General features: G+C 37.3%; 6 protein-coding genes. All 6 read right to left on the bottom strand.

What is annotated here, in order from left to right; genetic code table 11:
• Positions 1–160: 160 nt before the first annotated feature.
• The 6 genes from BM130_RS07905 to BM130_RS07880 all read right to left on the bottom strand — a co-directional run bounded on the left by BM130_RS07905 (position 161) and on the right by BM130_RS07880 (position 15,377).
• Positions 161–4,333: a hybrid sensor histidine kinase/response regulator transcription factor gene (locus BM130_RS07905; protein ID WP_010527241.1), complete on the bottom strand. Its 4,173-nt coding sequence runs from the start codon at positions 4,331–4,333 to the stop codon at positions 161–163.
• Between the two features lie 98 nt (positions 4,334–4,431).
• A complete protein-coding gene (locus tag BM130_RS07900; RefSeq protein ID WP_010527240.1) occupies positions 4,432–5,736 on the bottom strand; it encodes a BNR-4 repeat-containing protein in 1,305 nt (434 codons plus the stop codon).
• Positions 5,737–5,976: 240 nt separating this feature from the next.
• Complete coding sequence (lacZ, locus tag BM130_RS07895; RefSeq protein ID WP_010527239.1) at positions 5,977–9,117, bottom strand: beta-galactosidase, LacZ type; 3,141 nt, start codon at positions 9,115–9,117, stop codon at positions 5,977–5,979.
• A 564-nt stretch (positions 9,118–9,681) separates the two neighbouring features.
• Positions 9,682–11,637, bottom strand: coding sequence for a glycoside hydrolase family 97 protein (locus BM130_RS07890; protein ID WP_010527238.1), 1,956 nt, complete (start codon positions 11,635–11,637; stop codon positions 9,682–9,684).
• Positions 11,638–11,642: 5 nt separating this feature from the next.
• Positions 11,643–12,605: a glycoside hydrolase family 43 protein gene (locus BM130_RS07885; protein ID WP_010527237.1), complete on the bottom strand. Its 963-nt coding sequence runs from the start codon at positions 12,603–12,605 to the stop codon at positions 11,643–11,645.
• A 387-nt stretch (positions 12,606–12,992) separates the two neighbouring features.
• Positions 12,993–15,377: a glycoside hydrolase family 127 protein gene (locus tag BM130_RS07880; RefSeq protein WP_010527236.1), complete on the bottom strand. Its 2,385-nt coding sequence runs from the start codon at positions 15,375–15,377 to the stop codon at positions 12,993–12,995.
• Positions 15,378–15,409 lie beyond the last annotated feature (32 nt).

Below are 15,409 nucleotides of genomic sequence, written 5' to 3'. Positions count from 1 at the left end.
ATATTTATCAAACCGGGAAAAAGAAAAAATTAACTTTGCAATACGAACTAAACTGAGATAGATCTTTATCCGGACACACTAATTTAAACACTACCAAAATATTTAATCTATTCTATCGATATAGTAATGCAAAAGCTCTAGAATTAAATTCATTTAAGGTTCACTCGTGGTTAATTTCCAAATCTTCAATTTTGCCGTGCAACTTAACATATTCAGAGGGTGTACAGTTGTACTGTTCTTTAAAACAACGGGAAAAATAAGAAGGACTTGAAAACCCTACCATATAGATAATCTCGGAAATGGATCGCTTATTTTGCGCCAATAAATTAGCGGCTATTTTTAATCGCTGAACTCTGATGAATTCTTTTGCAGTAAAACCGGTTAATGCTTTAATTTTCCGGTATGTTTGATTGGGTGTAAGAGACAACTTTTCACTTAATTTTTCTACGTCTAAATCAGGATCATCAACATTCTCATCAATCACTTTAACAGCTTTTTTAAGAAATTCTTCATCTAATGAAGACAATGTAATTTTCTCAGGTTCTAATAGTTTTGATGTCCTAAATTTCTCCCTATTTTCACCTCGTGTTTTAATGATATTGATTAATTTCAAACGTAAAGAAACCATATTAAATGGTTTATAAATATAATCGACAGCGCCTAAACGCAGTCCTTCTATCTCATCCTCCCGCAAAGTTTTTGCTGTAAGAAAAACCAATGGAATATGAGATGTATCAATATCACTTCGTAATAATCGAGCCAATTCAAAACCATCCATTTTGGGCATCATAACATCAGAAATAATAATATCAGGTGGATTTTTTCGAGCTAACTCATAAGCCTCCTTCCCATTTTGGGCAACATAAATGTTAAAAAAATCAGATAAGCCATTTTTTATAAAATTTCTCATATCAATATCATCCTCAACTAAAAGTATCTCAGCTTTCCCCTCATTGGATGCTGCAGATTCTGACCAGTTTGAATCTGTCTCGGGATTAGTACCTTCCTGCTCTTGCAAAAAGATTGATGAAGAATTATTTTCATTTTGACAATAAGCAGGATTATTGTCCGTTCGTAAATATTGGGTTTTATTTTTTGGATTAATTGGAAGTATAATTCTAAAACAACTACCTTTTCCTGGCTCACTATCAACTTCAATGCATCCTCCATGCTGTTCTACAAATAATTTTGATAAGTAAAGACCAATTCCGCCGGTGGTTTGTGTCCCATGTCTAGGAATCTGATAAAAACTCTCAAAGATACGGTCTTGTTGATCCACAGAGATTCCAATTCCATTATCAATTACTTCAATATAAACGGAATCTGAATCATTGCCAATATTATCTTTTAACCCTGCCCTCAAAGAAATATCTGCACCATCATCGGAATATTTAAATGCATTGGACAGAAGATTATAGAGAACCTTTTCAATTTTATCACGATCTATCCAAGCAATAATATCTTTAGGGTTAAATTCCAAGGAAAAGTTAATTTTTCTTGACCTTGCCATAGGACGAAAGGTTTCATACATATCTGACAAAATATGGACAATATTCACCTTCTGAATGAAAAGTTCCATTTTACCTTCTTCCACCTTTCTAAATTCCATCAACTGATTAACTAGCCGTAACAACTTTTCAGTATTTCTTTTAATAACTTCAATTGAATTACGAACTGAATGCGGAAGATCAGTTTTTTGAAGCAACTCTTCCGCTGGACCCAATATAAGTGTTAATGGAGTTCTAAACTCGTGGGTGATATTGGTAAAAAATTTCACTTTGTGTTCATATATCTCCTTGTCCTTTTGATGATGAACTTTTTCAAGCATTAGCTTGCTTTTTTCCCGGACTTTAATTAAGGAATATTTTTTAAAAAAATAAAGTAATCCTAGAAGTATAATTGCATAAAAAGTGTAAGCCCAATAAGTTAACCACCAAGGTGGCGTAATTACAACATAGAGTTCAGCAGGTTTGAGTGTTTCTGCGCCTAGACTATTTTTAGCTTTAACTTTTAATTTGTACTTGCCAGGTGGCACATTAGTGTATGTAGCAGTATTTCTTTCTCCCACATGATTCCATTCCTTATCAAAACCTTCCAATTTATAGGAATAGGTATTCTTATCGGGGCTCTTATAATCCATGGCCGAAAAGACAAATGTAAAAACTCGATCTTTATAAGATAAAATTAGCGAATCTGTGTAAGTGATGTTTTTAAATTGGTCATCAGTCCTTCCCTTATTCATCTTATCATTAATGCTTTTGTTAAAAACAAGCAGATCAGTAATTCTAATTTCCGGAGGCCTGGAATCGCTCTTTAATTTATCTTCATTAAATACTACAAATCCATGCCTACCTCCAAGAAACAATTTTCCTCGATAATCACTGAATGCAGAGTTTCTTTCAATTCCCAAATGTAGGTATTCCTTTATATAAAATTTATCAACTATTTCTTCATTGGAATAATCAAACCGAACCAACACATCATAAAATCCTATCAATAATTGAGAACTGTCTCCTTCAAGAATATTCATAACTAAAGAGTTATTTAAATAATTAATATGAGGAAACCTTTTAAAAGAGACAGATGGTTCTCCATCAGAGTTAATTACTTCAATCTTTTTGTTCAGCCCTGTATTCGTTCCAATCCACAAATTGCCGGCAATATCCTCATACAAACAATTCACTACATTATCGTTAATAGAATTTTCATTTTTACGGGCATAAAAACTTTGAAACTCGTTTTTTTCAGGATCAAACCTACTCAATCCTTTTTGGGTAGCAATCCAAACAATTCCTTGGCTATCTTCCAAAATATCACGTATATTATCATCAGCCAATCCGGTCTCAGATGCTCGATAATTCTCAATACTCACTACCTTCCCGTTATCAATATTGACTTTAGAAAAACCATTCTGCATTGTACCAAGCCATACTATTTGTGGATTTTTTTTTGAAGGGTACAAACAGTTAACCTTGTTTCCCAATATTTTTATTGGAGTTTGATTATTATAAAACCTAAAAGAGGCATGCTCTCTGTACAATTCTAAAGATTCTTTTGAGAAAACAATTAGTCCGGCATCATCCGTTCCAACAAAAAGTCCTGAAGGTGTAGAACAAAGAGAAAGGATTGAATTTGATTTAAATAAGAAGTCATTGTATGTATATTGAAGGTTTGTAATTTTACTATCACGGATATATCGATCACCTTTAATATCGAAAGAAACAATTCCATCCGAACATCCAACCCATATCCTATTATCACCTCCGCTAGCAAAAGCTTTTACAATGCTATACTCACCCCCATTTGTTTCTGGATCACGAGTGGAATAAAAATCCATTCCTGTATTAATTACCGATGCCTTATCAATTTTTGAACTTCCAACCCATAAAACCCCTGATCGATCAACGTAAAGAGCAGTAATATTATTATCAGAAATACTGTAAGGATCAGATGGATTGCTTTGAAAATTAATAAATCTAGCTTTTGAAGGGGGCTGTTTTTGTTCCTTGCGTTCGAGCAATGATACGCCCGCATTCCAAGTACCTATCCACAAATTTCCAAATTCATCATAAAACAAACGATATACATCATTTGAGACAATACTTCCTTCTCTTTCTTCCATTTGATAGTGTTCAAAACGCACACTATCCATATCAAAGTGAGAAATCATTTTACAAATACCTCCTCCCCAAGTGCCGATCCATAAGTCTCCTTCGTCAGAGGTTACCAATTGCGTAATGACGTGATGAGAAACAGAACGTTTTGGATTTTTCTCATCAGGAAAGTAACGTTTAAAAGTTTTACTTTCAGGATTTAATTTAACAAGTCCCTGGTATGTGGCAATCCAAAATTCATTTCTATGATCCTCAATAATATCACTAATTACATCATTTGGCAAATATGAAACCCTTTCGCCACTTTCCGGTTTAAACTTGAACAGACCATTACTCCATGTACCCACCCATATGTTATAGTTGGAATCTTCATAAAGTGACAAAATTCGGCTCTCAAAGTCGAAAACATCTATTTCTCCTGTTACGGGGTCAAGTTTATTCAAACCGTCAGATGTACCTATCCAAATATTTCCTTTATGATCTTCCAAAAGTGATACTACCTCTTTATTACTTAAACCATTAGGACTATTAATTCCTGAGGTAAAAATTTCACACTTATAACCATCGAAACGGGTGAGTCCGTTCCATGTTCCAACCCAAATAAAACCCTTGCGATCCTGGATTATTACATTTGCTTTACTTCCGCTAAAACCATCCTCAATTGAATAAGAATCAAAATCGAGAATCTTTTGCGAATAGCTTTTTGCAAATAAAATCATCGTGAAAAGAGAAAAATATATCCTATATTTCATAGTTTCTAAATTAATATACCAAGATCACAAAGTAACTAATTTCTATAATCCTTTATAATCAACTATTAGAAACCAGTAAATTTTATTTTAGAAGAATAATTAGTATAATGTACATATTTCTCATTTTCCATCCATAATAGGACAGGCGCATGATGATCAATACCCCAAGGCACAACAGGTCTTACTTGATCATAATCAGAATTTTCTGTAATAGGCGAAAATTTCCAATCACTATTTCCATATTTTTGCCATTTTTGTATTTCAAAAACTCCATCAATTTCACGGGAAAGAAAAACAGTAGCAACATCTCCTACACTAATTGTAATACCACCTGAATAATGAGGTTCACGCTCTCTTTCCCCTTCAGGGGTTTGAGGGAACCATTTACCAGCATGGCAAAGTTCATTATCTTCCCAATTTTCACCATTAAATTTCGCATAATGGTATATATGATCCACTTCGGTTGGATAACGAGCATAGGCGATCACAGGGAAATCATTATCATCGATTTTGATATCATATATCCAGGCTCTTCCCTCCTTTGAATTACCTTTATAAACTAAAGTAGCGTCACTCGGCTCAAAAGGTAAACTATCAATAGTACAAATCAAGCTACCATCAGCTCTGAAAAAACTACCCTTTTGATAATAGGCATAATAAATGCTGTTGAAGGGCTCATTTCTAGGATGTCCATCGGTAAATGCCATATGAATTTTTGATTTGCCATCGGAATAATATTTCACATAAGGTCTATTCCCCGGATCAAACGGTTGTGGACAAATAACCACTCTACTTTTACTCCAACTTTTCCCCTGATTATCACTCCAAATCATAACGGGTTTAAACCCCATCCAGCGTCCAAAAAGAAATATTCGATTCTTTTCATCAGAAAGCATAACCGGATTGGCATAAGTATACTTTGGTGCTCCATAAAGTTCTTCTTCCTCATCATTGGTTATCTCTATTCTTCTAGGTCCTTCCCATTTTGTAATATCACCAGGTGAAATAGTTTTTGACATAAATAGATCATTATTATGATGGCGTGTATAAAAAGAAAGAATCTTTCCATTAGGTAACTCCAAAAAAGCTGGATTGTTATGATCATCGATTTCCAAATTAGAGTGAATAATCCCATTCTCAATCCCACCATTTTGCATATCGAATGAGAAAGCAACAACTGATCCATTCTTGGTCACACCTCCAGCAACAATTTTTGAACCTGAAGAATATTGTAACTTTATGGCCCGTGGATCCGAAAACCAACACCAAGCTGCGTCATCATCAAGAATTTGTACTTTTTTTACTCTGTTCTGACTGGTACACCCAAAAAAAATTAATGTTATAATAAAAAAACTGATTTTTATTCCCATACTTATCTAATTATTTCGCTAAAATCCGAAAGGACTCACATGATTTAACAAATTACAAAGGTTTTCTTTATGTTACAGAAGTCGCCTTTCTCGATTTATAAAAAATATTTATTAATAAACAATTATTCTAAACACAATCCTGAAAGAAAGCCAAACTCCTAAAAGGCAAAAGAAACTCTCAATACTATATTAAGTAATAAAAAGTTCAATTCCCCAAATCAAGTATTAAAATTGTTAAAATCACTCTATTTCTGGCACAATAATAAAACTATAATTATAGTTATCTCCTGATAATCTGTATCTATTATGAGGCAAAGCTCCCCAACTATTATCTCCACCAACTCCACGCTGGGCCAGGTCAACATATAAAAATACTTCTTCTCTAGGATAAATATCAATTGTGTGTCTCTGTTTTTTTTCAACGCCAGGATCAAAATCAACGATAGGCATGTGTAAAGCAGTAATACTCAACGGTTGGATGCCTTCAATTCTTAGGCCAAATCCATCATTATCGGTAAGTGTCAACCACCGAACATCTGTTTTATTACCATTTTCCTGAGGACGTAAATACGGGAAATATTGGTCTTTTACTTTACTACTATATATACCCAGATGAGCACTGGTATTACGATCGGAATAATTTTCCCAAGGACCTCGACCATAATAAGTAAATAAATCATATTCTTTTGCAATTACCATTTCCATCCCAAATCTTGGCATTTCAGGTAATCCTTCTTTCCCTGCCTTCCATGAAACATCCACCCTTATTTTCCCATCCGTAGTAACCGTATAAACAGTTCTAAAATCTGAATCAACATCCATTAAGAAAAAGAGTACGTCCATTATGACGGCCGAATCCCTTTTTGTTATATTAATTTCTTTAACTACTTTATTTCGGCCAGCAAGACGCCAGACGTTAGAGATTTTCGGCATATTATTCCCAAAATCGTTATCGGTTGGGGCACGCCAAAAATTTGGTTGAGGTGCACTTACAATCAACTTTTTCCCTTTAATAGAGTAATCAGAAAGCAATCCCTTGCGTTTGTCGAAACGAATAAAATAATCATTTCCTTTGATAATTAAGGAATGATCATTCTCATTAACTTCAAAAGAATCTTTCCCAATATTTTTCCTAATAGCTCTTTCAAACCAAGCATCCGGATTAATTTGAAATTGTTCACGTGCCACTTCGTGTCCGGAAGGAATAAGAGGAAAATTTTTAGCAGTATAGGCATTCACATTCAAAAGATATTCCATGCCGGGCTTAGGGTCAATTCCTTTTATGGGCAATTTTACCTTTTTACTTTCTCCGGGTTGAGCAGAAACATAAAATTTCCCTTCATCTATTTTTTCCCCATTTTCAAGCAATTCCCAATTAAAGATATAATCATCAAGAGTAATAAATGAAAACCCATTTTTTACCACGATTATTCCGCTTTCGGGATTTGGAGATGTAAAATGTATATTTTGATAGACTTTTTTTACTTCCATCAAAGCAGGATGAGGCGTTCGATCAGGATTTACTAATCCATTAAGACAAAAATTGCCATCGTGATGTAAATGGCCACTACCCAAATCGCCACCATAACCAAAAAATTCACGACCATTGCCATCCTTTGTTAGCAATCCCTGGTCAACCCAATCCCAAATAAATCCACCCTGCATGTGTGGGGAACTATAAATTATCTCCCAATATTCTTTGAAATTTCCATTGCTATTACCCATAGCGTGAGAGTACTCACACATAATATAAGGCCTACTAACATCTTTACGTGTAGCATAACTTTTCATATTATGAATAGAAGGATACATTGGACATATGATATCAGTATTTTTCTTTTCCCCGGCTTGTTCAAATTGCACCAAACGGGTATTGTCCCTCTCTTTTATCCAGTTATAAGCTTTGAAAAATACCGGTCCGTTACCACATTCATTCCCCATACTCCAAATAATTACGGAAGGATGATTTTTGTCTCTTTCAACCAGGCGCTTAATACGGTCCATATGAGCCGCCTGCCATTGAGGAAGATAAGCCGGATGTCGGTCTTTGTTAAACCACCCTTGGTGTTCAGCACCCAAACCATGTGTTTCAATGTTGGCTTCATCAACCACATACATACCATATTGATCACAAAGATCATAAAGATCGGTTGAATGAGGATAATGACTAGTTCTAATAGCATTAATATTATGCTGTTTCATTACTTGAATATCCTTGACTAGCATTTCTCTAGGGACATAATGTCCAAATAAAGGATGGTGTTCATGGAGATTCACCCCTTTAATCACAATTGGCTTTCCATTAACCAACAACTGACCATCATTTAATTCAATTGTTCTGAAACCGGTTTTGGTGCTGGTAGCCTCAATAACCTGTCCGTTGGTATCTTTGAGAGTTAAAACTACTGTATACAGGTTGGGTGTTTCCGCACTCCATAATTTAGGTTTTTTAATATTACCTGATATAATTACATTTGTAGAATTGTTTTCGTTGATTCGTGTTTTTTGCGAAGCACTATAAATTTTTTGGCCCAATTGATCAAACAAGCCTACTTCTAATATACCTTGAAACGCTCTCTTATCATAATTTCTCAAATTAACCTCTACGCTCAATTTTCCGTTTTTATATTGATCATCCAAACCAGATTTTACGAAAAAATCAGCTATATGAAACTTAGCAGGGGCATATAGGTATACATCCCTTTCGATCCCACTAAGGCGCCAAAAATCCTGATCTTCCAAATAACTCCCATCCGTCCATCTATAAACTTCTACGGCTAACACATTCTCTCCTATGCGCACATAAGGAGTGATATCAAATTCTACGGGTGACTTACTAACTTGACTATATCCAACTTTTTCTCCATTCACCCATACAAACATTCCTGATGTACCAGCTTCGAAGTGCAATATTACTCTTCGGTTTTTCCATGTTGGTGGTACTGTGAAATTACGTCGATAGGATCCTACAGGATTTATGGATTCGGGAATATGAGGAGGATTGGCAGGGAAAGGATATCGAACATTGGTATAAATAGGTGTTCCATATCCTTGCAACTCCCAATTCGAAGGAACTGATATCAAATCCCAGTGTTCAACATTATAATTCTCTTGAAAAAAACCCATTGGTCTCTGCAATGGATTCGGCGACCAGCGAAATCGCCATTTTCCATTTAAAAGTTTAAAATAAGGAGATTTCTCATAATTGTTTTCTAAAGCAAGTGTTTCGGATGGATACACCATCCCAGTAGCACGTGGAGCTAATTTGTTTATCTCAAAAATTTCTGGATTTTCTATTTCTTGAGGAACTTGCCCCATTACGAAAATTACGTCTATTAACAAATAATTAATAACTAATAATAAAATCGCTTTTTTATTCATATTTTAAATCTGATTAGTTCTACAATTATTAACATGACGAAAATAAGTTATAAAGAAAAGGTCGATTAAAAAAAATTCGGCATTCACTATCAATTTTTCAACTCTCAAAAAACAAAACAGCTCAATTTCCTTTTAATTGGAAATTGAGCTGATACCTTAACATTTTAATGTTATTCCAGAGCCTTTAGCTTAATATTCAGAAACTAAACATTATCACTTTGTTATGAAGATCAATAGTCCCCATTCGTTCTTTACCTCAATATTAATCACTTCGGTCTAAAATTATTATTTAATGTTGGCTACTCCATCCAGGCTGTGGCCATCTAATTCCAAGGCTAAAAGTTAGAACGATGAAGTTAGACATTCAAAACTTTCTAAAAGCATTGAAATAGTTTATTCAAATTAATAGATTATGGAACCTTTCCATATAATTTGGAACAGTAAGAAAATGCTCTCATGGAATAATAATATTTAATAATAAACCTTATATCATATAGATATTCATGATACCTTATACAATCCTTCCCTGCAACAGATAGAGAAAGAATATCCTTAATCAAAAGTTTACTCTTCCACCACCAGAACAAATCCGCCGTTGGGTTGAAGCGATATTTCAAATTTTTCATCTTCAGCCAGCTCAATATCTTCCTTTGCAAAAGAGAAAATGCCATCATTTCCATCGGTGATGAGACGTGCATCTTTGTTTCCCTGAAGAAAAGGAAGCGGGAGTGCAAGATTCTTTTCGATATTCTCCCCATTAATACCACCCACATACCAAGTGTTTTCCTTACGCCGGGCAATCACGGCAAGCTTTCCGGGATACCCATCGATGAAAAGAGTTTCGTCCCAGCAGCCGTTGGGGAAGCGTTTAAGGAAGTTTTTCACATAGTCCGGAACGGTTTGAATACCCATATCGGTTTCGGCAATATGCTGAATACCTGAAGTAAAGATGACCGAGGTAGCCAGTTCAAAGCCATTGGTTGTTCTGCGTTCAATATTGGGGACACCAGACAGATTTACAGGTGTAAAATCCATTGGGTCGAACACATTACGGGCAAAGGGCACCATGGCCATATGAGCGGGGGCCATATCGGCGGTTTCCTGACTGAAAGTGATGAATTCATAGCCTTTAATGGCTTCCATGGTCATTAGATGGGGATAAGTTCTGTGCCATCCACGGGGAAGGGTTGACCCATGAAAATTAACAAGAATACCGTAATTGGCTGCATCCTGCAAAATATCATGGTAATAAGCTATCATAGACTGCCCGTCACCGCCAAAGAAATCCACTTTAATTCCTTTAATGCCGATTTTCTTCATCCACTCAAATTCTTTAACACGGCTTTCATGAGTTAACATTTTATTTTTAGGAGTCTGGTAAGCGGTATTCCAACTTCCGGCAGAATTGTACCATAGAAGTAGTCCAACCCCTTTACTTTGGGCATATTCCGACAGTTTGGCGATCCTGTCCCGTCCGATTTGTTGATCCCAAAGACCATCAACAAGACAGTAGGGCCACTTCATTTCAGCAGCAAAATCAATAAACTTTTTTTGAGTCTCAAAATTGACCGATTCATCTTTTAAAATCACCCAGCTCCATGATGCCAGGCCAGGCTCTACAAAAGAAAAATCACCATCAATGGCCGCCGGGTTAGCCAGGTCGGTTCCGAGAGTTGATTCCACAATTGTTTTAAGCTCACCCACGGCAATTATACGCCAGGGAGAATACCATGGTAAAGTATTGTTGGGCAACAATTCACCCCCTGGGAATATTTCTTCAGGTTGAGGGAAGGCCACGCGATACTCAAAACCATTATTGTCCAAATGGGTACCGCAATAATGACGATCAAGAGCGGTTTCACTAATCAATAACCAAACCTCACCACATTTGAAGAGAGCGGGATAAACCCAACCATAACCAGTGGGTGAAGAAGTATCGGCGGATACTTCCTGAAGATAAGGCTCTTCGTAGGAAGGGTTGGTACCAGCAAAACCTGTTTTAGCCTTCGACATGGGTTGCAACCACCCTTTTGTTCCCTCAGGAAGGTTAAAAGAAGTGTTTTCTGCAATAATTTTCACCACATTATCAGAATGTTCAGGAAAGATATACCTAAAAGCGACTCCATCATCGGAAACCCTGAAAACGAGATCCATTTTTTGGCCATCCCTATTTTGGGTATGTACGACCGCTTCATTAGCTTCATAATGAATTCGGGACTTCTTTCCATGTTTCATTACATAATCGTCGGTAACTCTTTCTGGAGAAGAGATCCCCATGAGTGTTAAATTGGAAGAAAAGTCACAATCATCCCGACTCAAGCCCAAAGAGGAAGGGTTTAGAACCACCTGTCCTTGATAGGAAACACTGTATTTAAGGATACCGTTATGCTGGTCTATCCAGCTTTTAACCTCAATTTTCCCATTAGGACTGAAAACCTGAAGATTAGAAGATTTCCGGCTACAGCCACAAAAAATTGCTGCCATCAACAAAATGGCAATAAAAAATTTAAATCCCTTCATATTTTTTAGTTTTTAAATGCAATGAATAATTTATCCAAAACAGCTTTGTCAACTTTAAATGCGGTACCATGGCGCGTCCCTGCAGGGAAAGAAATCTTTTCTGAAATATCCTCCCAGTTAACCATGTCACCTGACCGGATCGCCCCGTACTTGTGTTCCCTGTACTTATCAAAGAAAACATAAACCGAGTCCCCTTTCACCAGTGTAGTAGGACCTTCGGCCCAGTAGTTTCCGGTAATAGGTTTTGATACAACGGTTGGGAAAGGACCTTCAGGATCATCTGCAACAGTAATACGGATATTTTTTTCTGGGGGATTGGGATTTTCGTTTTTTAGGAACATAAAAAACTTTCCATGTCGTTCCAAGATGGTACAATCAATCACGCTGAAATCAGGATTAAAGAATATCTGTGTTTCGGAAAAGTTATTGAAATCTTTTGTTTTCACGTAATACATACGATGGTTATAACCACTTTCCTTTCCACCATGATCAATATCCGAATGCCGTCCGGGGATGGTAGTAGCCCAAAAAATCAGGTAATGGTCATCATTGGGGTCATAAAATATCTCAGGCGCCCAACAATTACGGGCTTTAGGTTCGTGCCCCATAACGGGTATAATCTTTTGTTTGGACCAATTGATTAAATCAGGAGATGACGCATAGCCAATATAGGGATCGGTCCACCCAGTTGTCCACACCATGTGAAACAAACCGTCATTCCCTTGAATGATACAAGGATCGCGCATAAGGGAATCCTTTCCCACCTCAGGTGCTAAAATCGGTTTGTCATCATTCAATGGAAACCAATTTAATGCATCGGTACTGTATGCCAGGTGAAGGCCGTCATCACCGTTCCCTTTAAAATAGGAAAAAAGATACACAGATTCCACCGGTTCTTTAGCTGTCAGGCATCCGGTAAGAGAAAATAGAAAAGCAAGAACTCCTTGTAAAATAATAAAACGTTTCATTGAATTATTTTTGCTTTCGATAGATTTAAAAACAACATTAAAGTTTTCTCAACACTCCATTTAAATTGTAGAAAAAGCTCATTTTATCATAAAAGTAAAAAATACTATTCAAATTCAAAAGAAATATCAAAAATCTATTCTACCATTTATTTTTCATCAATTCCAGAAACCGAGCTATCCTCCCCTTCCCTTCAATTCCAATATTAATTTCTTTAAACTCCGGTAAAAAAACGGATTACGCAGAAAGAATATCAAGAAATGCTATTATTGGGAGGTTTATCATCGTTTAGCTCCCTAAAAAGATGCAAAAAACATATCTTATGACGGTAATTCTCCTTAAGTATACGTTTTTTGCACATTAACTTAATGCACCAATTATGCATAGATTTATCGCATGAGCCTCACATAATAAATTCCACCAGCAATAGAACCATCTCTGGCCTGAAATTTAACGGTAAGAATACCATTATGAGCTTTTTCTATTAATCCTTTCGGTAGGGGATAATCAATCTCCACAAAGTCATCACCCAGAGAACCGTCAAGATTCACGGTAGCGATTTTTTCATTATTGACCAGAATATCAAAATTACGGCCTCTGTCCCTACCCCAATAGGTCACTCTCAGTAAACGGGCCTCCCTTGCAGTATCCTTCAGATCATAAGAAAACCATCGCAAGGCGTGCCGCCAATGGCGATTCTGATGTACCCCGCTTTCCGTTTCCACTCCTTTGAAGTTATGTTCTGCTTCGGGCTGTTGTTCACCAGGAGCCACTTCATCAATGGTACGTTGTTCCAGTAGAAGCAATTCCTTTTCATGGCGTTCCATAGCGTCCCGGATGGAGTCTATTTCTTGGCTGGTTCCGGTTCTCCAGTAAACAATATATCGGGCATCGTGAATCATGTAAAACGGCTTTAACAGCAAATCATCGAATCGATCCGGGACTATAAGCTCTGGTGCCCGGAAAGTCAATCCACGGCCTTCTACAGGCACAATTTGTTCTCCCCAATCGGGACCATCAATTTGTAACATAGGAGCTTCGTCGAGAGGATAAAGAGGCCCATGAGCCACATGGCCCATACGACTGTCATCGGCAATCAAACCCTCTAGGTCTGAGGTATCGGTAGTAGCAGCCAAAACAAAGGGACCATGCATCAGTGAAAGATAGGGGCTGCCATCTGGCAAAAACTTCCCATAAGTATGCATAGGTAAGTGGACTTCAATCACATCGTTTTTTTCCCAATAGCGACGGATCAGGAAATAATGACCGGGAATGGCTTTTCCTTTGAAAGCCTTTCCATTCACCAAAACGTTCATATCCTCCGGTCTTGTCCATGCAGGACAACGAATGCCCACCACAAATTCAGTCTTGCGCTGTGGTTCCACACGAATGGTAATTTTATCAATATCCGGGAAATGGTTTTCCTGCACAAGCTTTAGTTGCTTTTCCTTCCAATGTAAAATAGAAGGAATAAAAAGATTTACATAAACATTCTCGTCATCGTGAGCATATATCAGCTCTCCGTACTTTTCATGATTTTCAATTCCAGATCCCACACAACACCAAAAGGTTTGTTCGGGTCGGGAATAAACACGGTAGTGCCGTGGGCGCATGGAGGTGAAATAGACCAGCCCACCGTGAAGAGGGTGTTGCGACGAAAGAATGTGGTTGTAAAGAGCTTGTTCGTAATAATCGATGTACTTAAGATCGTTTTTAAAGAGAAACAATTGTTTGGAGAGCTTCAACATATTATAAGTATTACAGGTTTCGGGGCCCTGCCTAGATTCAATCATTGAGGAAAAGTCATCCACGGCATGAAAATGCTCATGGGTAGAATTACCCCCAATAGAGACAGTCCGGTTTTGGACCACGGTATTCCAAAAAAAGTCGGCAGCATTGATCCAGGCAGTGTCGTGAGCCAATTCACCAATACGCATGAAACCGATCACTTTCGGTATTTGCGTATTGGCATGCAACCCAGTAAGTTGATCCTTTTGCTGAAGCAAAGGTCTCAGGATGGCCTGATGGGAAAACCTGCGTGCCAGTTTCAAGTAATTCTCATTACCGGTAATGTCATATACATCAGCAAACACTTCGTTCAGTCCCCCATGTTCCGATACGAGCATTTTCTGAATTTGATCATCCGTTAAATTTTTGGTTAAGTTAAGAAACCAATCTGTAAGATTAATCAGAACCTCTTTAGCTTTTTTGTTTTGCGCCAGAAGCCAGGCATCCCGAAGTCCGGCAAACAGCTTATGGATATTGTATAATGGCACCCATTTGCCATTAAGAGAAAAATTACCAGCATTGATATTTCCTTTGGCAATTTCGGCCCACATAGCTTGTCCACCTGGTATCCCACCCACATAACCGTTGCCGTTAGCTTTTTGGCAGCGAGCAAGCTGATCCACCATATAATCTAATCTTTTCCGTGCCTCTTCACTACCGGTGGACGCAATCATAAGCGACAGCGAGGTAAGATAATGGCCGCCAAAGTGACCATTTAGGCCAGAGCCTTCCCAATTGCCATACCCTTGTGCTTTGGGTTTCAGCCCGGCATCAATGAGAAACGGTGCCAGAATACGATCCGGATCATGAGCCATCACATATTTTTCATTTAGCTCTTCGGCATGTTTAAACGGGCTGTCCAGTAAACGAACGTAAGAGAGCGGGAAAGACTTTACATCGGGCCGGAATGGTTTCTCCTCGCAACAACCCGTCATCATATAGCAGGATATTATGGCTATCAAAATGATTTTAAGATTTATTTTCATATATAATAGATAATTTGATGGTTAGATTTCTT

Source organism: Thermophagus xiamenensis (assembly GCF_900112795.1).
In the GTDB taxonomy this organism is placed as follows: Bacteria; Bacteroidota; Bacteroidia; order Bacteroidales; family Marinilabiliaceae; genus Thermophagus; species Thermophagus xiamenensis.
This window is presented reverse-complemented; position numbering and strand designations above follow the sequence as displayed.